This window comes from Vibrio sp. 10N.222.51.C5 (assembly GCF_041474575.1).
Taxonomy (GTDB): domain Bacteria; phylum Pseudomonadota; class Gammaproteobacteria; order Enterobacterales; family Vibrionaceae; genus Vibrio; species Vibrio crassostreae_C.
Genome location: NZ_JBFRUJ010000024.1, coordinates 6,912 through 32,793 on the forward strand (window position 1 = coordinate 6,912; position 25,882 = coordinate 32,793).

23 protein-coding genes are annotated in these 25,882 nt (G+C 44.8%); 14 read left to right on the forward strand and 9 right to left on the reverse strand.

Annotation, left to right across the window (positions count from 1 at the left end; translation table 11 throughout):
• Positions 1–44: 44 nt before the first annotated feature.
• Both AB4558_RS08750 and nagA read right to left on the reverse strand, forming a co-directional pair.
• The gene (locus AB4558_RS08750; protein ID WP_017062194.1) at positions 45–1,259 is read right to left on the reverse strand and encodes an ROK family protein; all 1,215 of its coding nucleotides are present in this window, start codon (positions 1,257–1,259) and stop codon (positions 45–47) included.
• 2 nt (positions 1,260–1,261) lie between these two features.
• Positions 1,262–2,398, reverse strand: a complete 1,137-nt coding sequence (gene nagA / locus AB4558_RS08755; RefSeq protein ID WP_017062193.1) for an N-acetylglucosamine-6-phosphate deacetylase — start codon at positions 2,396–2,398, stop codon at positions 1,262–1,264.
• 475 nt (positions 2,399–2,873) lie between these two features.
• On the opposite strand from nagA, the gene nagE reads away from it, so the two are divergent.
• Positions 2,874–4,424 (forward strand): N-acetylglucosamine-specific PTS transporter subunit IIBC, encoded by a 1,551-nt coding sequence (gene nagE / locus AB4558_RS08760; RefSeq protein ID WP_032545860.1) that lies wholly within the window; start codon positions 2,874–2,876, stop codon positions 4,422–4,424.
• A gap of 299 nt (positions 4,425–4,723) precedes the next feature.
• The gene (glnS, locus tag AB4558_RS08765) at positions 4,724–6,391 is read left to right on the forward strand and encodes a glutamine--tRNA ligase (RefSeq protein WP_372074669.1); all 1,668 of its coding nucleotides are present in this window, start codon (positions 4,724–4,726) and stop codon (positions 6,389–6,391) included.
• Positions 6,392–6,523: 132 nt separating this feature from the next.
• On the opposite strand, the gene AB4558_RS08770 is transcribed toward glnS, so the two are convergent.
• Both AB4558_RS08770 and fcrX read right to left on the reverse strand, forming a co-directional pair.
• Positions 6,524–7,141, reverse strand: a complete 618-nt coding sequence (locus tag AB4558_RS08770; RefSeq protein WP_032547229.1) for a prepilin-type N-terminal cleavage/methylation domain-containing protein — start codon at positions 7,139–7,141, stop codon at positions 6,524–6,526.
• Between the two features lie 57 nt (positions 7,142–7,198).
• Entirely contained in the window at positions 7,199–7,645 is a 447-nt protein-coding gene (fcrX, locus tag AB4558_RS08775) for a ferric iron uptake transcriptional regulator FcrX (protein ID WP_017061956.1), read from the reverse strand.
• A 207-nt stretch (positions 7,646–7,852) separates the two neighbouring features.
• Between fcrX and AB4558_RS08780 the strand changes: the two genes are divergently transcribed.
• Entirely contained in the window at positions 7,853–8,359 is a 507-nt protein-coding gene (locus tag AB4558_RS08780) for a DUF4442 domain-containing protein (RefSeq protein WP_017061955.1), read from the forward strand.
• A gap of 96 nt (positions 8,360–8,455) precedes the next feature.
• Here the strand turns inward: AB4558_RS08780 and fldA are convergent, their stop codons facing one another.
• The 3 genes from fldA to AB4558_RS08795 form a co-directional block, all read right to left on the reverse strand.
• Positions 8,456–8,989 carry a flavodoxin FldA gene (fldA, locus tag AB4558_RS08785; RefSeq protein ID WP_010436745.1) on the reverse strand — a complete coding sequence of 178 codons (534 nt, stop codon included), beginning with the start codon at positions 8,987–8,989 and terminating at the stop codon, positions 8,456–8,458.
• A gap of 58 nt (positions 8,990–9,047) precedes the next feature.
• A complete protein-coding gene (locus AB4558_RS08790) occupies positions 9,048–9,266 on the reverse strand; it encodes a DUF2788 domain-containing protein (protein WP_004737900.1) in 219 nt (72 codons plus the stop codon).
• Positions 9,267–9,374: 108 nt separating this feature from the next.
• Positions 9,375–10,136 carry an alpha/beta fold hydrolase gene (locus tag AB4558_RS08795; RefSeq protein WP_017061954.1) on the reverse strand — a complete coding sequence of 254 codons (762 nt, stop codon included), beginning with the start codon at positions 10,134–10,136 and terminating at the stop codon, positions 9,375–9,377.
• A 93-nt stretch (positions 10,137–10,229) separates the two neighbouring features.
• Between AB4558_RS08795 and seqA the strand changes: the two genes are divergently transcribed.
• Complete coding sequence (gene seqA / locus AB4558_RS08800; RefSeq protein ID WP_017061953.1) at positions 10,230–10,769, forward strand: replication initiation negative regulator SeqA; 540 nt, start codon at positions 10,230–10,232, stop codon at positions 10,767–10,769.
• Between the two features lie 92 nt (positions 10,770–10,861).
• Positions 10,862–12,508 (forward strand): phosphoglucomutase (alpha-D-glucose-1,6-bisphosphate-dependent), encoded by a 1,647-nt coding sequence (gene pgm / locus AB4558_RS08805; protein ID WP_061034159.1) that lies wholly within the window; start codon positions 10,862–10,864, stop codon positions 12,506–12,508.
• A 122-nt stretch (positions 12,509–12,630) separates the two neighbouring features.
• On the opposite strand, the gene AB4558_RS08810 is transcribed toward pgm, so the two are convergent.
• On the reverse strand, positions 12,631–13,389 hold the full coding sequence (locus AB4558_RS08810; protein WP_017061951.1) for a DUF1853 family protein: 759 nt from the start codon (positions 13,387–13,389) through the stop codon (positions 12,631–12,633).
• A 90-nt stretch (positions 13,390–13,479) separates the two neighbouring features.
• On the opposite strand from AB4558_RS08810, the gene AB4558_RS08815 reads away from it, so the two are divergent.
• Positions 13,480–14,238 (forward strand): Nif3-like dinuclear metal center hexameric protein, encoded by a 759-nt coding sequence (locus AB4558_RS08815; protein WP_017067382.1) that lies wholly within the window; start codon positions 13,480–13,482, stop codon positions 14,236–14,238.
• Positions 14,239–14,486: 248 nt separating this feature from the next.
• Here AB4558_RS08815 and AB4558_RS08820 read toward each other — a convergent pair whose 3' ends face one another.
• A complete protein-coding gene (locus tag AB4558_RS08820) occupies positions 14,487–15,776 on the reverse strand; it encodes a citrate synthase (RefSeq protein ID WP_017061949.1) in 1,290 nt (429 codons plus the stop codon).
• A 417-nt stretch (positions 15,777–16,193) separates the two neighbouring features.
• Here AB4558_RS08820 and sdhC point away from each other — a divergent pair, with 417 nt between their 5' ends.
• From sdhC to sucD, 8 genes are all read left to right on the forward strand, one after another.
• Entirely contained in the window at positions 16,194–16,586 is a 393-nt protein-coding gene (sdhC, locus tag AB4558_RS08825; RefSeq protein ID WP_017061948.1) for a succinate dehydrogenase cytochrome b556 subunit, read from the forward strand.
• Positions 16,580–16,927: a succinate dehydrogenase, hydrophobic membrane anchor protein gene (gene sdhD / locus AB4558_RS08830; RefSeq protein WP_010436768.1), complete on the forward strand. Its 348-nt coding sequence runs from the start codon at positions 16,580–16,582 to the stop codon at positions 16,925–16,927. The genes sdhC and sdhD overlap by 7 nt, the downstream gene beginning before the upstream one ends.
• A complete protein-coding gene (gene sdhA / locus AB4558_RS08835; RefSeq protein WP_048606450.1) occupies positions 16,928–18,694 on the forward strand; it encodes a succinate dehydrogenase flavoprotein subunit in 1,767 nt (588 codons plus the stop codon). It begins immediately after the preceding gene.
• 12 nt (positions 18,695–18,706) lie between these two features.
• A complete protein-coding gene (locus AB4558_RS08840; protein ID WP_010436773.1) occupies positions 18,707–19,420 on the forward strand; it encodes a succinate dehydrogenase iron-sulfur subunit in 714 nt (237 codons plus the stop codon).
• Positions 19,421–19,517: 97 nt separating this feature from the next.
• The gene (sucA, locus tag AB4558_RS08845) at positions 19,518–22,334 is read left to right on the forward strand and encodes a 2-oxoglutarate dehydrogenase E1 component (protein ID WP_017061946.1); all 2,817 of its coding nucleotides are present in this window, start codon (positions 19,518–19,520) and stop codon (positions 22,332–22,334) included.
• Positions 22,335–22,355: 21 nt separating this feature from the next.
• Positions 22,356–23,564: a 2-oxoglutarate dehydrogenase complex dihydrolipoyllysine-residue succinyltransferase gene (odhB, locus tag AB4558_RS08850; RefSeq protein ID WP_017056410.1), complete on the forward strand. Its 1,209-nt coding sequence runs from the start codon at positions 22,356–22,358 to the stop codon at positions 23,562–23,564.
• Positions 23,565–23,770: 206 nt separating this feature from the next.
• On the forward strand, positions 23,771–24,937 hold the full coding sequence (sucC, locus tag AB4558_RS08855) for an ADP-forming succinate--CoA ligase subunit beta (protein ID WP_010436793.1): 1,167 nt from the start codon (positions 23,771–23,773) through the stop codon (positions 24,935–24,937).
• On the forward strand, positions 24,937–25,809 hold the full coding sequence (gene sucD / locus AB4558_RS08860) for a succinate--CoA ligase subunit alpha (RefSeq protein ID WP_004734209.1): 873 nt from the start codon (positions 24,937–24,939) through the stop codon (positions 25,807–25,809). Before sucC ends, sucD begins: the two co-directional genes overlap by 1 nt.
• The last annotated feature ends 73 nt before the right edge of the window (positions 25,810–25,882 follow it).

Consider the following 25,882-nt stretch of genomic DNA (forward strand, 5'->3'; position numbering starts at 1 on the left):
GTGTTTATACAAACACGGCCCGCGGAAAATCAGAATTGTTTTCTCTAGTCTTCGAGAAGCTTCTGCAGTAACACGCCGTTAAGCATGGCGCGCTTAATCATAGCAAAAGCTCCCATCGTAGGATGTTTATCGATCTGTGATGCTACAATAGGCAGGCCGCTATGGAAAGTCGTTAACGACTGATTCTCTACATTGCGCTTAATTGCAGGAAAAACAATCTCTTGTGCCTTGGTAATATCACCAGCAATGATAACTTTTTGAGGGTTAAATAAGTTAATCGTCATCGCGATAGCCTTACCTAACTGGTTTCCTACTCGAACTAAGCTTTGCTTGGCTAGCTCATCACCATTAATCGCGTGGTCACAAACGTCTTGAATCGTAATATGCTCAAGCTCTGTTAAAGAAGACTCATAGCCTTGTTTAATCAGCTTCTGCACGCGTTCAACGATAGCTGGGTTTGCCGCTACTGTTTCAAGACAGCCGAAGTTACCACATTGGCATTGCTCGCCTAGCGGATCAATTTGGATATGACCAATTTCACCCACATTACGGTTATGACCTAGGAAAACCTGACCATTAACGATAATACCTGCACCTGTACCACGGTGAACACTGACCAAAATAGAATCTTGGCTATCTTTACTTGCACCGAAGTAGTGCTCAGCAAGCGCCATTCCACGAACATCGTTACCAACAAAACAAGCAACATGGAATGTATCGCGAATAATGTCGCTTAATGCGAGGTTATCGATGTCGGTATTCGGCATGTACTCAACAACACCGGTCGTTGGGTTAACCAAGCCTGGAAGCGTGACACCAATAGCAATCAGTTGATCGATCTTTGGTTGATGCTCAGCAATGAAAGCTTTGAGGTTATTGACCAAGCCTTGGGTAAGGTCTGATTGGTCTGAATAATTCAGGTCTTGCTGTTGGAAAGCCAATTCACGACCACCAAGGTCATGCAGGCTTATTTGAATGTAGTCTCGACCCAAACGCACAGCAACAGAATGAAAAGGCTCTACTTCTGTGGTTAGGGAGATAGCGCGTCTACCGCCAGTAGACGCTTGCTGCGCAACCTCTTTAATTAGGCCGCGCTCTAAAAGTTGGCGGGTAATTTTTGTAACACTTGCCGGTGCGAGTTGGCTTACATCAGCCACTTGTATACGACTGATAGGCCCCTGTTGGTCTATAAGTCGGTATACCGCCGCACTGTTTAGTTGTTTAACTAAGTCTACGTTACCTATTTGTCCGCCATTCATACTTAATTGTGCTCGTATTGTCCGTTAACAACAGTCGCTTTAACGTTAAAGTCTCGGTCAAATACAGCTAGGTTTGCAACCATGCCTTTTTTGATTCGACCTAGCTTGCTTTCTACACCGATAGCCGTAGCTGGGTATAGCGTAGCCATGCGAAGAGCTTCGTCTAAAGCGATACCAGCGTGCTCAACTGTATTCTGAACTGCTTCAATCATAGTCAGAGCTGAGCCGCCCAGTGTGCCGTTTTCATCAACACACTTACCATCACGGTAATATACTTTCTTACCGACAAAAATAAAGTATTCCATGTCAGCACCTGCAGGAGCTGTGGCATCCGTCACTAATACCAACTTTTCTCCCTTGATTTTATGCGCAATTCTGATGTTTGCGTAATCAACGTGGAAGCCGTCGGCAATAATGCCAGCGTAAACCTCAGGAGTATCGTAAATCGCGCCAACAACGCCAGGCTCACGACCAACCATCGGCGTCATTGCATTGAACAGGTGAGTGGCGAACGTGATACCAGATTCGAAACCTTGACGCGCTTCTGCGTAAGTTGCGTTGGTGTGGCCGATAGAAACGACAACGCCAGCTTTGTGCAGGCGTTCGATGTGTTCAGGGTCGTTAAGCTCTGGAGCCAATGTTACTTTTGCAACAAGGTCACGGTTCTCACAGATAAGCTCAATCATTTCGTTGTCAGATTTACGAATGTGATCGACGCTATGGATGCCTTTTTTCGCAACGTTTAGGTAAGGGCCTTCAAGGTGCAGACCTAAAGATTGGTTTTGGTACTGGTTATGGTATTCACGAGCTGCCGTAATAACCGCACGCATATCTTCGTCTGAAGAGGTGATAAGCGTTGGTAGGAAGCTAGTACAGCCAGATTTCAGGTTTGCTTTGTGCATGATCTGCATGGTTTCTGCAGTGATCTCATCGTTAAGCATTACACCGCCACAACCATTCAGTTGTAGGTCAATGAAACCTGGGCTTAGGTTTGCTCCGTCTAGGTCGCGAAGCTCGATTCCTTCTGGCAATTCAGAGATAGGACAGACTTTTTTGATCAGTTCGTTTTCGATTACAACAGCATGATCGGTTAGAACATCACTACCAGTGTAAATTTTACAGTTACTTAGCGCGTACATAGTCAGCTAATCCTTATTTCGTGAGATCTTTTAAATTCGTTCGTTACCTAAATGCGGACTTAGTTTGCGAGCATCATTTACGTAACGATTTATCTTTTATGGGCAAACGGCTTCAAAATGAGAAGCGATTTAAGTTGTTGAAAAACATATGAACAATTGATTTTTATTATACATTTAGGTCCATCAATAATGATTATTCACGGTGCTCTATAAGCCCGGAGTTACCATCTTTTTGCCTAATGATTAGATTTGGATTTTATCCATAAATGTTCATTTTTTTGAATGATAAAATAAGTTTTATGATCTCGCTAGCAAAAACCTCTGGATTTGGTAAAAACTGGTGATTAGGATCACAAATGGTAAGGTTTTAATTTGCGGAGCAAAATTAATTGAATACACTGAATAGGACTAAATTGAGCGACTAAAATAAGTTTCTCAAACGAATTCTAAAAAATCCTATAGGGGGAAACAACTGGTGAATATTCTAGGATATGCGCAGAAGCTTGGTAAGGCGTTAATGCTACCAATCGCAACGCTTCCGATTGCGGCATTGCTGCTACGTCTGGGTCAACCAGACTTACTCGATATCGCATTCATGGCATCTGCTGGTAACGCAATCTTCAGTCAACTACCATTATTGTTTGGTTTGGGTATAGCTATTGGTCTTTCTAAAGACGGTAACGGCGCAGCAGGTCTTGCTGGTGCAGTTGCTTACTTTGTTCTGACAGCAACCGCAACAAACATCGATGCTAGTGTAAATATGTCATTCTTCGGCGGTATCTTTGCAGGTATCATCGCAGGTCACTCTTACAATGCATTCCACGCGACTCGTCTTCCAGAGTGGCTAGCATTCTTCTCTGGCAAACGTCTAGTTCCTATTATGGCTGGTCTATTTGCTCTAGTTGCTGGCGCAATCTTTGGTGTTGTATGGCCTGCTGTTCAATCTGGTCTAGATGCACTTGCTCACGCAGTTTCAACGTCTGGCGCTATCGGTCAATTTGTTTACGGTACTCTTAACCGTGCACTTATCCCAGTAGGTCTACACCATGTACTGAACTCGTACTTCTGGTTCGGTATGGGCTCTTGTCAAGAGATCGTAGTTGCTGCAGAAGGCTTCTCTCAACTTTGTGTTGACCCTGCACTAGCTAAAACTTTAGTTGTTGGTCAAGAGTACACATTTGAATTTGCTAACTCAGTTAACCCAGAAATTGTTGCAACTGTTAAAGAAGTAACTGAAACAGTTAAATCTGGCGACCTACACCGTTTCTTCGGCGGCGATAAAGGCGCTGGCGTATTCATGAACGGTTTCTTCCCAGTAATGATGTTCGGTCTACCAGGTGCTGCACTTGCAATGTACCTAGCTGCTCCTGCAGAAAAACGTAGCCAAGTTGGTGGCGCACTATTCTCAGTTGCATTCTGTTCATTCCTAACAGGTATCACAGAGCCGCTAGAATTCATGTTCGTATTCCTAGCTCCTGCTCTATACGCAATGCACGCTGTATTTACAGGTTTGTCTCTAGTAGTTGCTAACATGTTTGGTACTCTGCACGGTTTCGGTTTCTCTGCTGGTCTTATCGACTTCGTATTGAACTGGGGTCTAGCAACTAAACCATTCGTACTACTACTAATCGGTCTTGGCTTCGGTGCTCTATACTTCTTCACTTTCTCTTTCGCAATCCGCGCTTTCAACTTGAAATCGCCAGGTCGTGAAGATGATGACGAAGCTGTTGCAGCTCCTGCTGGCGAAGCACCAAAGGGCGACCTTGCACGTCAATACCTGAAAGCTCTAGGTGGTCACGACAACCTAACTTCAATCGACGCTTGTATCACTCGTCTACGTCTAACTCTTAAAGACCGCTCTGTTGCAGATGAAGTTGTTCTTAAGAAACTTGGTGCTAAAGGTGTGGTTAAACTAGGTGAAAACAACCTACAGGTTATCCTAGGCCCACTAGCTGAAATCGTAGCTGGCGAAATGAAAGCTATTGGTGCAGGCGAAGACCTATCTGATGTAAAACTTCCACAGTAAGGGAAGTACTTAGTTAAGACGTAAAGTTACTCTTAAGTAAGTGTCAAATTGAAAGCCTCCCACATGGGAGGCTTTTTTGTGCCTGCAGTTTAAGACCAGCGAACACGGTTCGTTCTATTCTTCATCGAATAGCAGAAATAATCGCAATTAACGGACGGTTCTTATTGTGCAAAGGCTAAGAATTGTGGATGATTAGCAACAATGATCTTTCTATCTTTGACTGGCGCTATAAGCGACCGTTTTCTTGGGGACGAAAGATAACTTTCTCTGACAATACTAAATACATAGAGGTGCTATAGATGAGTGAAGCTGAGGCTCGTCCATCGAATTTCATTCGCCAAATTATTGATAAAGATTTAGCGGATGGTACACACAGTAGCGTGCATACTCGTTTCCCGCCGGAGCCAAATGGCTACCTGCACATTGGTCACGCTAAATCTATTTGCTTGAACTTTGGTATTGCTCAGGACTACCAGGGACAATGTAATCTTCGTTTCGATGATACAAACCCTGAAAAAGAAGACGTTGAATACGTTGAGTCAATTAAGAATGATGTAAGCTGGTTAGGCTTCGAATGGTCTGGTGATATTTGTTACTCATCAAACTACTTCGATACGCTTTACGCTTATGCTGTGGAATTAATTAATAAAGGCTTAGCGTATGTTGACGAGCTAAGTCCTGATCAAATCCGTGAGTACCGTGGCACGCTAAAAGAGCCTGGTAAAGCGAGCCCATACCGTGACCGCAGCCCTGAAGAGAACCTAGCGTTGTTTGAAAAAATGCGTGACGGTGGCTTTGAAGAAGGTAAAGCGTGTCTACGTGCTAAGATCGACATGAGCTCTTCGTTCATGGTTATGCGCGATCCTGTTATCTACCGTGTTCGTTTTGCTCACCACCATCAAACGGCTGACAAGTGGTGCATTTACCCAATGTACGACTTTACTCACTGTATCTCTGATGCGCTGGAAGGTATTACGCACTCTATCTGTACGCTTGAATTCCAAGATAACCGTCGTTTGTACGATTGGGTTCTAGATAACATCACGATTGACTGCCAACCTCGTCAGTACGAGTTTAGCCGCCTGAATCTTGAATATACAGTGATGTCTAAGCGTAAGCTGAACCAACTTGTGGTTGAAAACCTAGTTCAAGGTTGGGATGACCCACGCATGCCTACTATTTCTGGCCTACGTCGTCGTGGTTTTACTTCAAGCTCGATTCGTGAATTCTGTAAGCGTATTGGTGTAACTAAGCAAGAGAACATGATTGAGTTCGGTTCACTTGAATCTTGCATCCGTGATGATCTGAACGAAAATGCACCTCGTTCAATGGCTGTTCTGGATCCAGTTAAGATCGTTATCGAAAACTACGAAGCAGATACAGTAGAAACGCTAACGGTTGCAAACCACCCGAACAAGCCAGAAATGGGTACTCGTGAAGTTCCATTTACACGCGAAGTTTGGATCGAACGTGACGACTTCCGTGAAGAAGCAAACAAAAAGTACAAGCGTTTGGTTCTAGGTAAAGAAGTTCGCCTGCGTGGTGCTTACGTGATCAAAGCTGAACGTATCGAAAAAGATGCAGAAGGCAACATTACGACTATCTTCTGTTCTTACGACAATGAAACATTGGGTAAGAACCCTGCAGATGGCCGCAAAGTGAAAGGCGTTATCCACTGGGTATCTGCTGATAAAGCACTGCCTGCTGAGATTCGTTTGTACGATCGTCTATTCACAGTGCCAAACCCAGCCGCTGCTGATGACTTCGCTGCAACGCTAAACCCTGAATCTCTTGTTACGCTAAATGGTTTTGTTGAACCTAGCTTAGCAGAAGGTGTGGCAGAGCAAGCGTACCAGTTTGAACGTACAGGTTACTTCTGTGTGGATTCGAAAGACTCTAAAGCAGATGCACTAGTCTTCAACCGCACGGTTGGTCTACGTGACACATGGGGTAAAACTGAAGCTTAATGCTTGAGTATTTAGTTTGTTAAAAACGACCCAATAAAAAACCGGCTTAGAGCCGGTTTTTTTGTGTCTTAAATTTGATTACCAAGGTGTTTCTAGTGACCAACTAGCGTTTTAAGCACTAGAGCCAGAGTTTTAGGGATTATTAGGGTCTTGTTGGGTTACTTCACCCGTGCGTGAGTTATACCAGAAAACATAACCTGCATTACCAGGATCGCTGTCGAAATCGACTCCAGTGTAGATGAAGTAGCAAAGCGCGAGTTTGTTTTGAGGAGTACCGTCTTTGGCAACAAAACTATGGTTTTGACGGCGGGTAATAAAATCAAAATTGTTGGACTGGTTCGGGTCTGTAGTAGCGGTCAGGTCGGTTGTCATAATGGCATTCCATATTGACACACACCCTTGGTCACCTTGACCTATGTTGTAAGGCTGCCCCATAGGGTTGCCTTTATCGACGCCGAGTGGGTAGCCGACGTCATTTATGTCCAATTGAGCATTGCCGTCTCCGTCTTCCCCAAAACCTGGCATGTCATTCATTTCAGCGTTGCCGCCGCCGCTGACCAGCCATTTACTGTGAGCAAACGTGATCGCAGTTTGAAATTGAGATTGAGCAGCGTCAAACAGAGCGATACGGCCATCGGTTTGAATGTTAAGAAAACGGGGAAGGGCAACAATAGCAAGCACTGCAATAATCACTACAACAACCAACATCTCAATTAAAGTAAAAGCCTTAACTAGCGGGATTCTTTTCATGGATACTTTATGATGCCCTATATAAAAAACGCCGGCCTAAGCCAGCGTTCTGTATTACTACTTCGCTTTATGCGCGTCTGGATTGCCTTTGCAATCTCCGTTAATGCTTTTGCCGTACAAGTACAAACTGTGGTTTGTTAGTTGCACGTTGTAACGCTGAGCAATCTCTTTCTGTCTTTCTTCGATGATGTCATCAGAGAATTCGATCACTTCGCCACAATCTAAACATACAAGGTGGTCGTGGTGGTGCTGTGTAGAAAGTTCAAATACAGACTTGCCGCCTTCGAAGTGGTGACGAGTTACAATGCCAGCGTCATCGAATTGGTTAAGTACTCGATAAACGGTTGCAAGACCGATTTCTTCACCTAGGTCGATCAGCTTCTTATATAAATCTTCAGCACTAATATGTTGGCAGTCTGGCTGTTGTAATACTTCTAAAATTTTGAGCCGTGGAAGGGTCACTTTAAGACCTGCATCTTTTAGCGCTTGATTATTGTCTGACATATACTTTCCTGTTGATGATCTGCAGCAATTAACAGAATTCAATATTAATACCATTATAGTTTAGTCAGGCATAACAATAAACCACGAACTTCAAAGGGTTACTTACTGACATCACAATCTGTTTTGTAAATTGGAAGTATCTCACTTATAGTGGAGGTACGACCAGTCAAGGTGACGGTGTTTCTGATATGAACATGGAATGTTGTTATGAATAAGCAACTCGCAAAAATATATAAACCCAACATTGTAAAATTTGCTCTTAATATTTGGCCTCCCTTTTGGGGAGCGGGTATTCGAATAGCCCACATTAGCACTGACTTTAGGGTTGTTAAGACGGTACTTAAGCTACGCTGGTGGAATAAGAACGCCAATCGTACTCAATATGGCGGCAGTATCTTTTCTCTTACCGATCCCGTTTACTCATTGATGTTAATGGGAATTTTAGGTGAACGATATTATGTTTGGGATAAAGAAGCGAGCATTAACTTCATCAAGCCGGGGCAATCGGACTTGTATGCAGATTTTGAGATAAGGCAAGGGCAGCTTGACGATATCTATCGTCAGACGCAACTCGGTGAAAAGTGCTTCCCCGAATTTATTATTCACGTGAAAGATAAGCAGGGTAATGTGGTTTCAGAAATTCAACGCACCCTCTATGTAAGAAAGAAGCCGCAATTTAGAGATGATGATGAAGCATTAGAGGCTGAGTGCTAATTAATAGATTTTAAATAGCAAAAAACCTCCTATAAGGAGGTTTTTTCATATCTACATAATGGTTATTAACTGTAACAATTAACAACCACTAGAGAATTAGTCTTCTAGCTCTGCTAGGCACATCTCTTCGTGGATTTGTTTAACCCAGTTAGATACGCGCTCATCAGTTAGCTCAGGTTGACGGTCTTCATCGATACATAGACCAACGAATTGGCTGTCATCGCCTTCAACTAAACCTTTCGATGCTTCGAATTCGTAGCCTTCAGTTGATGTGTGACCTAGGATAGTACCGCCTTTCGCTTCAACGATGTCACGGATAGTACCCATAGCATCACAGAAGTATTCTGCGTAATCTTCTTGGTCGCCACAACCAAAGATAGCAACAAGCTTAGTTGAGAAATCAATAGCTTCTAGCTCTGGGAAAAAGTCATCCCAATCACATTGTGCTTCGCCGTAGTACCACGTAGGGATACCAAGCAGCAGTAGATCGAAGTTATCGATATCTTCTTTGCTGCTTTTTGCAATGTCTTGAACGTGAACGAGCTGTTTGCTCAATTGCTTTTGAATCATCTTAGCAACAGCTTCAGTGTTACCTGTATCGCTACCAAAGAAGAGACCTACACTTGCCATAGAATCATTACCTTTCATTTTGTCTGTTGTCGGTGTAATAAAGTTCGGAAGAGAATCGTTAGATCCCAGTTCCTTCCCAGCTTAGTTGGATTATCCCTTTGGCGATAAAACCCGCACAGCCAAGGAAAAGTACTAACCATACGATGCGACGACCAAATGGAGGAACATTTCCCTGCTTGAGAACGTCCTTAATTGCCATACCGATTAAAAAGAAAATCGCGGCAAACAGGAGATCTAAACCAACAGATTCGATGATGTTCATGTAGTCGTAAAGCATGGGAACCTTATATACCAATTTTGCTTGGGCGCACTATATCACTGTTGTGAGATAAAGTTAATCTGCAGTAATTACACAGCTCTCATTTATCTGCACGAAAAAGCGCAGTTAAGCGATGAATTTTCTAATTGCTCTAAGTACTTCTGCTGGTTTTTCAGCATGCAGCCAGTGACCTGTGTTGGCAATGACATGCGCTTTTGCGTTAGAAAATTGCTGCTGAACGGCTGCTTGATGTTCTGCGGTGAGGTAATCTGAATCCCCACCTTTAATGAGCAAGGTTTTGACCGAGGTTTTCTCGATCGGTTCCCAACCAATAATATGTGGGTAGTTGCTCAATAACGAAGCAACATTGAAGCGCCATTCCATGATGCCTTGCTCTGTTTTGAACAAAGATTTGGTTAAAAACTGGCGAACGCCATCGATCTCGATATGTTTTGCGAGAACCTTGAGTGCATCTGAGCGTGAAGTCGGCTCTTCTTCTATCACGGCTTGCAGGCCTGCGAATACGTTGTCGTGGCGACTCTGAGTGTACGCGACCGGAGCCATATCCAAGACAATCAATTTATGCAGCGCAAGATGTTGTGTCAGTGCCATCGCTACTTTGCCACCCATCGAGTGACCAATCACAGTGACGTCTTCTGACTTAAGATCATGCAGCAGTTGAGCCACGTCTTGTGCCATCGCTTGATAGTTATGAGTGTCACTATGGAAGGATTGACCGTGGTTGCGGAGATCGATACTAAGTACCTGATGATCGGCTTTTAGATCCCTAGCGAGCAAGCCAAGGTTGTCCAGATTACCGAATAATCCATGGATCAAAACAATGGTGTGACCCTCACCTTCAATTTTATAGTTGAGCTGTACTGACATTTTTATCTTATTCATGGTGGGTTTGACGTAGAGTATCCGCGCGGATCTCGCTATAATCCCCCAGAGTTTAAACATTGAGATTGTGAAAAGCGAATGAAAACAATTGAGGTTGATGAGGACCTATACCGTTTTATTGCGGGTCAGACAGAACGTATTGGCGAAAGCGCTTCAGATATTCTGCGCCGCTTGTTACAGGTTGATAGCCAAGGCATGGCTCCGATCGAAGAGATCGTTGAGCCAAAAGGTATCGTTGTTAGCAAAGAGGTAGGCTTTACTCCAGAGAAGTTCGATGGCGTTAAAGAAATGCGCTCACTACTAATATCAGATGAGTTTGCATCACTAAAGAAAGCCATTGATCGTTTCATGCTTGTGTTATCAACACTGCATAAAATCGACCCTTTAAGCTTTTCAGAAGCAACTCAAGTAAAAGGCCGTAAGCGCGTTTACTTTGCAGATAACGAAGCGACGTTGCTAGCAAACGGCAACACGACTAAGCCTAAAGCTATTCCACAAAGTCCTTTTTGGGTTATTACTAATAACAATACAAGCCGAAAAAGACAGATGGTTGAGCAGCTTATGAGCCGCATGAATTTCCAAGCAGAATTGATAGAAAAAGTAACAGGTTCAATTTAACGAAATCTGATTTAAACCTCATAATATCCATGGATAAGAAGATATTATGAGGTTTTTTTGTTTTAAAATTTTATATATAAGGATGTCGAAAAATGGCTATGCACCCTCGTGCTGGGCAGAAAGCTCAGCAGGAAGATCTTCATAATATCCCGGCTTTAGTTGCTAACTATTTCTTACAGCAACCGGATGCTACGAACCCTGATCATAAAGTACTTTTCGGTACTTCAGGTCACCGCGGTACAGCAGACAAATCAACATTTAACGAAAACCACATTCTAGCAATTGCACAAGCGGTTGCTGAAGTTCGTGCCGAGCAAGGTACAACTGGCCCTCTTTTCTTAGGTAAAGATACTCACGCTCTATCTGAGCCTGCGTTCTCTACGGTTATCGAAGTGCTTGTAGCGAACGGTGTTGAAGTTATTATTCAAGAAAACAACGGCTTTACTCCAACACCTGGTATCTCGCACGCGATTCTTACGCACAACCTAGTGAATGACAAAAAAGCCGACGGCATTGTTATCACGCCTTCACATAACCCACCTCAAGACGGCGGTATTAAATACAACCCGACACACGGTGGCCCAGCTGAAGCTGAACTGACTCAAGCGATTGAAGACCGTGCGAACGTGATCATTGCTGAGCAAATGCAAGGTGTTAAGCGTACGCCTATCGCACAGGCTAAACAGTCTGAGCTAGTAAAAGAAGTTGACCTAGTCGCGCCATACGTCGCTGATTTGGTTAACGTCGTGGATATGGAAGCGATCCAGAAAGCAAACATCAAGATTGGTGTTGATCCACTGGGTGGCAGCGGTATTGATTACTGGCGTCAAATTGGTAAAGCGTACAATCTAGATCTTACTCTGGTAAGTGAAGCGGTTGACCCTTCATTCCAATTCATGTCTCTAGATAAAGATGGCGTAGTTCGTATGGACTGTTCTTCTCCATACGCAATGGCAGGTTTGCTTGCACTTAAAGATGAATACGCACTAGCGTTTGGTAACGACCCTGATTACGATCGCCACGGCATTGTTACGCCTAAAGGCCTAATGAACCCAAACCACTTCCTAGCGGTTTGTATCGATTACCTATACCGTAACCGTGAAGGTTGGGGTAAAGAGGTTGCTGTTGGTAAAACTTTGGTATCAAGCGCATTGATCGACCGTGTAGTAGCAGACTTAGGTCGTGAACTTTGTGAAGTGCCAGTTGGTTTCAAATGGTTCGTTGATGGCCTTTACAACGGTCAGTTTGGTTTCGGTGGTGAAGAGAGTGCAGGTGCTTCTTTCCTACGTAAAGACGGTACGCCTTGGTCAACAGATAAAGACGGCCTGATTCTTTGCTTGCTTGCGGCTGAGATCACAGCAGTGACAGGTAAGAACCCACAAGAATACTACGAAGAGCTGGCTGCTAAACACGGTGAATCTAAGTACAACCGTATTCAAGCGGTAGCAAATGGTGCACAGAAAGACGTGCTGAAGAAACTATCTCCAGAGATGGTTTCTGCTGAGACGTTGGCTGGTGATGCAATTACTGCACGCTTAACACACGCTCCAGGTAACGGTGCTGCGATTGGTGGCTTGAAAGTGACAACTGAGAACGGCTGGTTTGCTGCTCGTCCATCAGGCACTGAAGACATCTACAAGATCTACTGTGAAAGCTTTAAGGGTGAAGAGCACCTGAAAGCAATCGAAGCAGAAGCTCAAGAGATTGTGAACCAAGTATTTGCAGCGGCTGGCCTATAATCGAATCTCGATTACTAGAGTTGCTACGTAAATAGAAGAAGGGTTGATGTGAAAGCATCAGCCCTTTTTGTTTGTGTTAGTTACGTATAAGCGGGAAAAGGTAACTGAGTTAGCTCAGACGACTAACCGTGTGGCCAACTTTGTGGCATCACAAACCAGAATTGCCCCGACTTTGTTTGCCCATGGACGAAGCGATCACCGAACTCGGTGATAGGCTGACTGCTGAAATCATCCGTCCCTGCTGCCCATTGCTCTTTGGTGAGTGGATACAGTGGTTCACTGATTAAATGAGCCTGATCTTGATAGCACCAAAAGCCGTTTACTTGGCTTGGGTTAATGTCATAGCCCAAGCATTTTGTCGGTATGTTTTGCTCTAAGAAAGGGTTGGTATACAGACGACCTTGCATCAGTAAGTGTTTTGAGTCGACATCGATTTCTGGATATTGCTCAACAAAGGCGGCAGAAGAGGACATTTCGAGTTGGTGGCTGAGCATCCTGTCGAGTTTCTTATCCAATTGGTCGTGAGAGTTGGGTCCAAACCATGTTTGTTCGTGGAGCAGATAAAACTTAATCGCCACTTCCCAATGTTCCAGCTTTTGGCTGCTCTCTTCTTTAAGAATAAAGTCGATTGCACCGAGAGTTCTGCCTTCCACATTGATCTGAATCTCGTCGTGCTTTATCGAGTAATTCGGTGAGGCAGCGATCACTTGCTCGCATAGATATTGGTAGAGGAAACCTAATCTAGGATTACCCTCATAAGTATGTGATGAGTCGATGGCATGGTTGCTAGAGAATGCACTGAGATCCGAAACCGGTGGCTTGATTTCTAGTAATGGCGGTGAGTCGATGACCCATTGGTAAAAACGTTGCAGTGCTGTCATCTCTTCCTCATAAACTCATCGTGGGGCTTTCGACATTCTACCCGTAAATTGATATAACGACGTTATTATAAAGGTAAGCTGGAAAGAAAAATGATTAACTTACAATTAGAAAAGCTACTTAACGAAAAACTGCAGCCACAGCAGATTAAAGATTACTGTCCTAATGGTCTTCAAGTTGAAGGCGCGACAGAAGTGAAGCGAATCGTTACTGGTGTAACAGCTTCTCAAGCCTTGATTGATAAAGCGGTAGAACTGAACGCAGACGCTTTGTTAGTCCATCACGGCTTTTTCTGGAAAGGCGAGTCAGAAGCGATTCGTGGCATGAAGGGTAAGCGCATTCGTACCTTGATTAAAAATGACATCAATCTTTTAGGTTATCACTTGCCGCTTGATATCCACCCTGAGCTTGGTAATAACGCGAAACTGGCGGAGTTACTTGAGATAGAAGTCGAAGGCGGTTTGGAAGGGCACCCACAATCGGTTGCTATGTTTGGTAAATTAAAAACACCAATGACAGGTACTGAATTCGCAGCAAAAATCGATCAAGCTCTAAATCGTAAACCACTGCATATCGCTCCAGAAAACCAAGACAAAATGATAACGACCGTCGGTTGGTGTACTGGTGGTGGTCAAGACTACATTGAGCTAGCGGCTTCTCAAGGCATTGATGCTTTTATTTCTGGTGAAATTTCTGAGCGCACTACTTACTCAGCACGCGAGCAAGACATTCATTATTTTGCTGCTGGCCACCACGCGACTGAGCGATACGGTGTAAAAGCGTTAGGTGAATGGTTAGCGGAAGAACATGGCTTGGATGTTGAGTTTATTGATATCGATAACCCAGTTTAAGAGCAGATGCGAGATAAGGGGTACGAGTCGAGTGTATGCGTCGTTCTCTAGAATTGAGCAGGTAACCTGTATAGTTTATCTGCTCGCTTAAGGAGATCCCCAACTCATTCGTCCCTCGTTCTTGGGGATGACGATATTATTTTATTCGTTCACTTCGCATTCTTGAGGATGACGAAGTTGAGAGCGTACAAAAGAAAAGGGGTTGATGTTCTCACATCAACCCCTTTTAACATTATGATTTATAGCAACTATTCACGTTCGTGAAGTGCTTTAAAGTCACGTTGTTCTTCACCAGTATATAGCTGACGAGGACGACCGATACGGTTCGTCGGATCGCTGTGCATTTCGTTCCAGTGAGCAATCCAACCGATGGTACGAGACATCGCGAAGATTACTGTAAACATAGATACTGGAATACCGATTGCTTTCAGAATGATACCTGAGTAGAAATCTACGTTCGGGTATAGCTTCTTAGAAACAAAGTACTCATCAGAAAGAGCGATACGCTCAAGTTCCATCGCCACGTCTAGTAGTGGATCTTGGATGTTTAGCTCTTTAAGCACTTCGTGACACGCTTCGCGCATTACTGTTGCACGTGGGTCGTAGTTCTTGTAAACACGGTGACCGAAGCCCATCAAACGGAATGGGTCATCTTTGTCTTTTGCTTTCGCAACGTATTCTTCAATGTTATCTACGCTACCGATCTCTTCAAGCATGCGCAGACAAGCTTCGTTTGCACCGCCGTGAGCTGGGCCCCAAAGTGATGCGATACCTGCTGCGATACACGCAAACGGGTTAGCACCAGATGAACCAGCAAGACGCACTGTAGACGTAGAAGCGTTCTGTTCGTGGTCAGCATGTAGAGTGAAAATCTTATCCATTGCACGAGCAACGATAGGGTTCACTTCATACTCTTCACATGGGTTTGCAAACATCATGTGTAAGAAGTTTTCTGCGTAGCCTAGGTCGTTACGTGGGTAGATAAACGGCTGACCGATTGAATATTTGTAACACATTGCAGCCAGTGTTGGCATTTTTGAAATCAGGCGGTATGCCGCAATTTCACGGTGTGTATCGTTGTTGACATCAAGTGAGTCGTGGTAGAACGCCGCTAGAGCGCCTACAACACCACACATTACAGCCATAGGGTGAGCGTCACGACGGAAGCCGTGGAAGAAACTAGCGATTTGCTCGTGCACCATAGTGTGACGTGTCACGGTAGTCTTGAACTTTTCGTACTCAGCTCGAGATGGGGCTTCACCGTAAAGAAGTATGTAACATACTTCTAAGTAATCAGCGTTATTGGCAAGTTGGTCGATTGGATAACCACGATGTAAAAGAATGCCTTTTCCACCGTCAATAAAAGTGATTTGAGACTCACAGGATGCAGTGGCAAGAAAACCAGGGTCAAAAGTGAAAAAACCATTAGAACCTAGTGTACGAACATCGATCACTGGAGTACCAAGTACACCTTCTGTAATCGGCAGCTCGATTGGCGCTTGACCTTCAATGTGAAGGGTAGCTTTCTTATCCGCCATAACAATCTCCTTTGTTTATTATTTAATCCGTCCAGGATGTTTATGTGCCATTTTTTTACTGGTCTTACGTGGGAAAGTCAATTTTTCTGAAGCTTTGTGTGCACTTGTTAGTGTTTTTTACATTAAATTCGTTAAAAATCTGGTCTGTGTAGCATTATTTGTTACATCAATTGTATTAGAATGTTGCCAGTCGTATAGTGACGCTGAAAAGTTTGGTTAAAACCTTATAAATGCAAGGCTAAGAAGAAATGTGAGGTGTCTTTCTTAATCGAGCAGTTAACAATTATTTTACAATTATCTAAGGCTCAACTTCAGTTATTTGTTAAGTTAATGTTAAATTTTGAAGGTTTACAATCAAATTTTGTCCATAACAATATCATAAGGTTATTTAATGACCATAATGCTCAATGGAGCTGAGTGAGCAAGCCCGTGAAAGAAAGAAAGACAAGACCTGTTAATTTAGATTTACAGACCATCCACTTTCCAATCACAGCAATAGCTTCCATCCTACACCGTGTGTCTGGGGTGATAACTTTTGTCGCGATTGGAATTCTGCTTTGGTTACTATCCATTTCCCTCTCATCCCCAGTAGGCTTTGCCGAAGCTAGCGACATTGTCGATGGTTTCTTCGTGAAGTTTATTCTGTGGGGCATTTTAACCGCTTTGGCTTACCACATTGCTGGTGGTATTCGTCACCTTCTTATGGACCTTGGTCACTTTGAAGAGCTGGAATCTGGCGCTAAGAGCGCTAAGGTTGCATTCGCAGCAACAGCGGTATTGTCTCTACTAGCGGGGATCTTAGTATGGTAAACAACGTTTCTACTTTTGGTCGTAATGGTGTCCACGATTATCTATTGATTCGTGCAACTGCCATCATTATGACGCTTTACACTATCTACCTAGTTAGCTTCTGTGCTTTCTCTGGTGATATCTCTTACGCATCTTGGACGCAATTCTTTGGTGGAACCTTCACTAAAGTCTTCACCATGTTAGCGCTTACTTCTGTTTTGGTTCACGCGTGGATCGGCCTATGGCAAGTACTAACTGACTACATCAAATGCGCAAAACTGCGTGTTGGTCTTCAAGTCGGTGTTGTTGCAGTTCTTCTTGGATATTTCTTCTCTGGTCTGTTTATTTTGTGGGGTGCGTAAGTGACTATTCCTGTTCGTGAGTTTGATGCCGTAGTTATCGGCGCTGGTGGTGCAGGTATGCGTGCCGCACTGCAAATTTCTGAGCAAGGCCTTTCTTGTGCATTGCTTTCTAAAGTTTTCCCTACTCGTTCTCATACGGTTTCAGCGCAAGGCGGCATCACTGTTGCTCTTGGTAACGCGCATGAAGACCATTGGGAACAACATATGTATGACACAGTAAAAGGTTCTGATTACATCGGTGACCAAGACGCTATCGAATACATGTGTAAAAACGGTCCTGAGTCGGTAATCGAACTCGAAAAAATGGGCCTACCTTTCTCTCGTTTTGAGAACGGTACTATTTACCAGCGTCCTTTCGGTGGTCAATCTAAAAACTTTGGTGGTGAGCAAGCGGCTCGTACCGCAGCTGCAGCCGACCGTACTGGTCACGCTCTGCTTCACACGCTTTACCAACAAAACATTAAACACAAAACGACTGTTTTCTCTGAGTGGTATGCACTGGATCTTGTTAAGAACGAAGATGGTGCAATCTTAGGTACTACTGCGCTTTGCATGGAAACCGGTGAGGTTTGCTACTTCAAAGCGAAGGCAACAATCCTTGCTACCGGAGGTGCTGGTCGTATCTACGCATCAACAACCAATGCACATATTAATACTGGTGACGGTGTTGGTATGGCGATTCGTGCTGGCGTTCCTATGCAAGACATCGAAATGTGGCAGTTCCACCCAACGGGTATCGCTGGTGCAGGTGTATTGGTAACGGAAGGTTGTCGTGGTGAAGGTGGTTACCTTCTCAATAAAGACGGCGAACGCTTCATGGAACGTTACGCACCAAACGCTAAAGACTTAGCGGGTCGTGATGTTGTTGCTCGTTCAATGATGGTTGAAATTCGTGAAGGTCGTGGTTGCGATGGCCCTTGGGGTCCACATATTAAGCTTAAGCTTGATCACTTAGGTAAAGAGACGCTTGAATCTCGTCTTCCTGGTGTATGTGAACTTTCTCGTACCTTTGCTCACGTTGATCCAGTGAAAGAGCCAATCCCAGTAATCCCGACATGTCACTACATGATGGGTGGTGTTCCAACACAAGTTTCTGGTCAAGCTATTAAGCAAACCGAAGACGGCAGCGATGTTGAAATCCAAGGTCTATTTGCTTGTGGTGAAATCGCATCAGTATCAGTACATGGTGCCAACCGTCTAGGTGGTAACTCACTGCTTGATTTGGTGGTATTTGGTCGTGCGACAGGTCTACACCTAGGTGAGACACTGAAGAAGCAAGACGAAGCGAAACCTGCAACTGAAGCTGACATTGAGCGTTCACTAGAGCGTTACAACCGTTGGGAAAACAGCACAGACGGCGAAGATCCAGCGCAAATCCGTAAAGATCTTCAGCAATGTATGCAGAACAACTTCTCAGTATTCCGTGAAGGCAAAGCAATGGCTGAAGGCCTAGAAGAGCTAAAAGCGATTCGCGAGCGTCTGAAAAATGCACACCTATCTGATAAGTCTACAGAGTTCAACACTCAACGTATCGAGTGTCTAGAGCTTGAAAACTTGATGGAAACGGCATTCGCAACGGCTGTTGCTGCAAATTTCCGTACAGAGAGCCGTGGCGCACACGCTCGATTCGATTTCCCTGACCGTGATGATGAGCAATGGCTATGCCACTCACTTTACAACCCAGAGTCAGAGAGCATGACTAAGCGTGGTGTAAACATGGAACCTATCCATCGTGAAGCGTTCCCACCAAAAGCACGTACGTACTAAGGAGATATGACCATGAAACTGAATTTCTCTTTATATCGTTACAATCCAGATGTCGACCAGAAACCTTATATGAAGGAATACACTCTAGAAGTGGATGAAGGTTCAGACATGATGCTTTTGGATGCGCTTATTCTGTTGAAAGAGCAAGACCCAACAATCTCATTCCGTCGCTCATGCCGTGAAGGTGTATGTGGCTCGGATGGTTTGAACATGAACGGTAAAAATGGCCTAGCGTGTATCACGCCATTGTCTGCGCTTTCGGGCCAAGACAAGATTGTGATTCGCCCACTGCCTGGCTTACCCGTTGTTCGTGACCTGATTGTAGACATGACTCAGTTCTACGATAACTACGAAAAAGTGAAGCCATTCTTAGTGTCTGATGGCAATGTGCCACCGGCTCGTGAAAACTTACAAAGCCCTGATGAGCGTGCTCATTTAGATGGATTGTACGAATGTATCATGTGTGCATGTTGTACAACGTCATGCCCATCATTCTGGTGGAACCCTGACAAATTCATCGGACCAGCAGGCCTGCTTGCAGCGTACCGTTGGCTAATTGATAGCCGAGATACAGCGACAGACGAACGTTTGTCCGATCTTGATGATGCATTTAGCGTTTTTCGTTGCCATGGCATCATGAATTGTGTAAGTGTTTGTCCTAAGGGATTAAATCCGACGAAAGCTATTGGTCACATCAAGACCATGCTAGTGAATCGTTCGGTTTAAGTTATATAAAAATTGCCGCCCTAGAAGTTTTGGGGCGGCCTTTTAATAGCTCGGCATAGACCGCAGCAAACGTGAAAACTACTGGTTAAGGGAAAATATGCACAACGGCGTGATGAAGGCATGGCTCGAGTCTTCACACTTGGCTGGCGCCAATGCAACGTACGTAGAAGAACTCTATGAACTGTATCTAAGTGACCCAGATTCGGTAAGTGACGAATGGAGAAGTGTTTTTGAAGAACTGCCTGTGCAAGCTTCAGAGACAGTGGAACAACCACACTCTCGTGTTCGTGAATACTTCCGTCGACTCGCTCAAGAAACAAAGCATTACAGTGTCCAAGTTAGTGATCCAGATGTCGATGCGAAACAAGTAAAGGTTCTGCAACTTATTAATGCCTATCGATTCCGAGGGCATCAAGCAGCAAATCTAGACCCCCTAGGTTTATGGAAAAGAGCGACAGTTGATGAACTGGACCCTTCTTTCCACACTCTTACCGAAGATGACCTCAATGAGACGTTCAACGTCGGCTCTTACGCCATTGGCCAAGAGACGATGGTGCTTAAAGATCTCTACAAATCTCTAAAGCAAACGTATTGTGGCTCTATTGGTGCTGAATACATGCACATGACAAATACAGAGCAAAAGCGTTGGATCCAACAACGTTTAGAGTCTGTATCTGGTCAACCCTCTTTCAACAAAGAAGAAAAGCAAGCTTTCCTAGAAGAGCTAACTGCTGCTGAAGGTCTTGAGCGCTATCTTGGTGCGAAATTCCCAGGCGCAAAACGCTTCTCGTTGGAAGGTGGTGATGCTCTTATCCCAATGACGAAAGAAATTATTCGTCATGCTGGCGGACAAGGCATGCGTGAAGTTGTTGTTGGTATGGCTCACCGTGGTCGTCTAAACATGTTGGTCAACGTGCTTGGTAAAAAGCCACAAGACCTGTTTGACGAGTTTGCGGGCAAGCACGATGACACGTGGGGTACTGGTGATGTGAAATACCACCAAGGCTTCTCTGCGGACTTCGCAACGCCAGGCGGCAACGTTCACTTAGCACTAGCATTTAACCCATCTCACTTAGAAATCGTAAACCCGGTAGTTATCGGTTCAGTACGTGCACGTCAAGATCGCCTTGGTGATAATGATGGTAGCCGTGTACTTCCAATTACTATCCACGGTGACTCAGCTATCGCTGGTCAGGGTGTAGTACAAGAGACGTTTAACATGTCTCAAGCTCGTGGTTTCTGTGTAGGTGGTACGGTTCGTATCGTTGTAAACAACCAAGTTGGTTTTACAACGTCTAACCCTCGCGATACACGCTCTACGATGTACTGTACCGATATCGCGAAGATGGTTCAGGCTCCGATTTTCCACGTTAACTCTGATGATCCAGAAGCGGTTGCGTTTGTTGCGCGTCTTGCATTGGATTACCGTAATACGTTTAAGCGTGATGTTGTTATTGATTTGGTTTGTTACCGTCGCCACGGTCACAATGAAGCCGATGAGCCGAATGCAACACAGCCTTTGATGTACCAAAAAATCAAGAAGCACCCAACACCACGTAAGCTTTACGCTGACGTGCTAATGGAGCGCGGTGAGTTTGGTATTGATACAGCAACTCAGCTAGTTAACGAATATCGTGATGCACTTGATCACGGTGAAGTTGTGGTTAAAGAGTGGCGTCCAATGGCACTTCACTCAGTAGACTGGTCTCCTTACCTAGGTCACGACTGGAACATCGAGTGGGATAACAAGATTGATATCGAGCGCCTGAAAGAGCTTGGTACCAAACTTTGTCAATACCCGGACAGCCACAAGCTGCAAAGCCGAGTAAATAAACTGTACAACGATCGTACTGCCATGGTGAATGGTGAGAAACAAGTCGATTGGGGTATGGCTGAAACTCTGGCATACGCAACACTTGTTGACGACGGTAAGCGTATTCGTATCTCAGGCCAAGATTCAGGTCGTGGTACGTTCTTCCACCGTCACTCAGTACTGCACAATCAATCAGATGCAAGCACGTATGTTCCTCTTGCGAACATTCATGATAAACAAGGGCCATTCCAAGTGTTTGACTCTGTGTTATCTGAAGAAGCGGTACTCGCATTTGAGTATGGTTACGCGACAGCAGAGCCAAGCGGTCTAACCCTTTGGGAAGCTCAATTTGGTGACTTCGCAAACGGTGCACAAGTTGTTATCGACCAATTCATTTCATCAGGTGAGCAAAAGTGGGCACGTCTATGTGGTCTAACTATGCTGCTTCCTCACGGTTATGAAGGCCAAGGCCCGGAGCACTCTTCTGCACGTCTTGAGCGTTACCTTCAGTTATGTGCTGAACAAAACATGCAGGTTGTTGTTCCTTCAACACCAGCTCAGGTTTACCACATGATTCGCCGTCAGGTTGTTCGACCAATGCGTCGTCCACTGATTGTAATGTCACCTAAGTCATTGCTTCGTCACCCTCTGTGTACTTCTTCTCTTGAAGATTTGGCAGAAGGCACGTTCCAACCAGCTATCGCAGAAATTGATGACCTGGCGCCTGAGAACGTAAAACGCGTCGTGTTCTGTTCAGGTAAGGTTTACTTTGACCTGCTTGACCAAAGACGTAAGAACGAGCAAGACGATGTCGCTATTGTACGTATTGAGCAACTTTACCCGTTCCCTTATGAGGATGTGAGAGCTGCCATCGCACAATACACAAATGTAGTCGATTACGTTTGGTGTCAAGAAGAGCCACAAAACCAAGGTGCTTGGTACAGTAGCCAACATAATTTCCGAGCTGCTATCCCAGTAGGTGCTGATATTCAATACGCAGGTCGTCCTGCATCAGCATCACCAGCTGTTGGCTATATGTCAGTACACTTGAAACAACAAAAAGCGTTAGTTGACGACGCTTTGACCCTACTTAAGAACTAGAAGTAAAAGGAAAATACGCACATGACAATTGAAATTCTGGTTCCAGATTTACCTGAATCTGTGGCTGATGCAACAGTTGCTACTTGGCACAAAAAACCGGGCGAAGCGGTTGCACGTGATGAAGTCATTGTAGATATCGAAACAGATAAAGTAGTTCTAGAAGTACCGGCTCCTGAAGCGGGTGTTCTGGAAGCTATCATCGAAGAAGAGGGTGCTACGGTACTTTCTAAGCAGCTTCTGGCTAAAATCAAGCCGGGTGCTGTCGCTGGTGAACCAACGAAAGACACCACTGAAGATACAGAAGCATCTCCTGATAAGCGCCATAAAGCTGCGCTAACAGAAGAGAACAACGACGCGCTAAGCCCAGCTGTTCGTCGCCTGCTTGCTGAGCACAACCTACAACCAGCTGACGTTAAAGGCACTGGTGTTGGTGGTCGTATTACTCGTGAAGACATCGACGCACACCTAGCAGCAGCGAAAGCGGCTCCGGCAGCAGCATCTGCACCAGCAGTTGAAGCGCCAGCAGCGGCTCGCAGCCAAAAACGCGTGCCTATGACTCGCCTGCGTAAGACAGTTGCAAACCGTCTTCTAGAAGCGAAAAACAGCACAGCAATGCTGACTACTTTCAACGAAGTGAACATGAAGCCAATCATGGACCTTCGTAAGCAGTACAAAGACCAATTCGAGAAACGTCACGATACGCGTCTTGGCTTCATGTCTTTCTACGTGAAAGCAGTAACAGAAGCACTGAAGCGTTTCCCAGAAGTGAACGCTTCTATTGATGGTACAGATATCGTTTACCACAACTACTTCGACATCAGCATGGCGGTATCTACGCCACGTGGTCTAGTGACTCCAGTACTCAAAGACTGTGACACACTAGGTTTCGCTGATATCGAAAAAGGCATCAAAGAGCTAGCAATCAAAGGTCGTGACGGCAAGCTAACGGTTGATGAACTGATGGGCGGCAACTTCACTATCACAAACGGTGGTGTATTTGGTTCTCTAATGTCTACGCCAATCATCAACCCGCCTCAAGCGGCAATTTTGGGTATGCACAAAATCCAAGACCGTCCAATGGCTGTTGATGGCAAGGTAGAGATTCTACCAATGATGTACCTAGCGCTTTCTTACGACCACCGTCTAATCGATGGCCGTGAATCAGTTGGCTTCCTAGTGACCATCAAAGAGCTTCTAGAAGATCCTGCACGTCTGCTATTAGACGTTTAGTATCGCTAAAACGTCTAGTTAACCCCGTTAGCTAGACGTAAAAAGTTTCAAAGGCTAGGCTGCTCAACGTCTGGCCTTCAATTGAACTGTAAAGCCATTAGAAAATGGACAGCAGTTGTTTTGAGAAGACCCTACAGACGTAACACAGGAAACTGTGTCGTTATGGAAATAATAATCCCTTAAGGGAAAATAAACGGAATATCAAAATGAATTTGCATGAATACCAAGCCAAACAGCTGTTTGCAGAATTCGGTTTGCCTGTACCAGAAGGTTTCGCATGTGATACTGCACAAGAAGCTTTCGAAGCTGCAGGTCGTATCAGTACAGCCAAGAAAGTCGTTAAGTGTCAAGTACACGCTGGTGGCCGCGGTAAAGCGGGCGGCGTAGAGCTACATGACACCAAAGAAGGCGTTAAAGAGTTTGCACAAAAGTGGCTAGGTAAAAACCTAGTGACTTACCAAACAGACGCTAATGGTCAGCCTGTAACTAAGATCCTAGTTGAAGAAGCATCAAACATTGCTAACGAACTTTACCTAGGTGCTGTTGTTGACCGCGCAACGCGTAAAATTGTATTCATGGCGTCAACTGAAGGCGGTGTGGACATTGAGAAAATCGCTGAAGAAACTCCAGAGTTGATTCACCAATCAGCGATCGATCCTCTAGTAGGCCCTCAAGCTTACCAAGGCCGTGAACTGGCGTTCAAACTTGGTCTAGTTGGCGATCAAATCAAACAGTTCGTTAAGATCTTCATGGGTCTTGGCCAAATGTTCTCTCAGTACGACCTAGCTCTACTAGAAATCAACCCGCTTGTAATTACTGGCGAAGGCAACCTGCTTTGTCTAGACGGCAAGATCAACATCGACTCAAACGCGATGTACCGTCAGCCTAAACTACGTGAAATGCACGATCCATCTCAAGAAGATGAGCGCGAAGCACACGCAGCACAGTGGGAACTGAACTACGTAGCACTAGATGGTAACGTTGGCTGTATGGTTAACGGTGCAGGCCTTGCGATGGGTACGATGGATATCGTAAACCTACACGGCGGCAAGCCAGCAAACTTCCTTGATGTAGGCGGCGGCGCGACAAAAGAACGTGTAGCTGAAGCATTCAAGATCATCCTTTCTGATGACAATGTTAAAGCAGTACTCGTAAACATTTTCGGTGGCATCGTTCGTTGTGACATGATCGCTGAAGGTATTATCGGTGCAGTTAAAGAAGTCGGCGTAACAGTTCCTGTAGTTGTTCGTCTAGAAGGTACAAACGCAGACCTAGGTCGCGAAGTACTTGCTAATTCTGATGTTGATATCATTGCAGCTGAATCTCTAACAGATGCTGCTCAGAAAGTTGTTGCTGCTGCGGAGGCTAAATAATGTCTGTATTAATTAACAAAGACACTAAAGTAATCTGTCAGGGTTTCACTGGCGGTCAAGGTACATTCCACTCAGACCAAGCTATCGCATACGGTACGCAAATGGTTGGTGGTGTTTCACCTGGTAAAGGTGGTCAAACTCACCTAGGCCTTCCAGTATTCAACACAGTACGTGAAGCGGTAGAAGTAACTGGCGCAACAGCAACAGTTATCTACGTACCAGCTCCTTTCTGTAAAGATGCAATCCTAGAAGCGATTGATGCAGGTATCGAACTGATCGTAACGATCACTGAAGGTATCCCTACAACAGATATGATCGACGTTAAAGTGAAGCTAGAAGAAACTGGCGTTCGCATGATCGGTCCTAACTGTCCAGGTCTTATCACTCCAGACGAGTGTAAGATTGGTATCATGCCTGGTCACATCCACAAGAAGGGTAAAGTAGGTATCGTATCTCGTTCAGGTACTCTGACATACGAAGCAGTTAAGCAAACAACAGATGAAGGCTTTGGTCAGTCTACATGTGTTGGTATCGGTGGTGACCCTATCCCAGGTTCAAACTTCATTGATATCTTGAAACTTTTCCAAGAAGACCCAGAAACTGAAGCAATCGTAATGATTGGTGAAATCGGTGGTACTGCGGAAGAAGAAGCGGCTGAGTTCATCAAAGCAAACGTAACTAAGCCAGTTGTATCTTACATCGCTGGTGTTACTGCTCCTCCGGGCAAACGTATGGGCCACGCAGGCGCAATCATCTCTGGCGGTAAAGGTACTGCTGAAGATAAATTCGCAGCACTAGAAGCAGCAGGCGTTAAGACTGTTAAGTCTCTTGCTGACATCGGTAAAGGCCTACGTGAAATCACGGGTTGGTAATCAGCTGGCTTTTATCGATTGAGATAGAAGTTAATTGAAACGATATTAAAAAGGCTTGGTCACTGACCAAGCC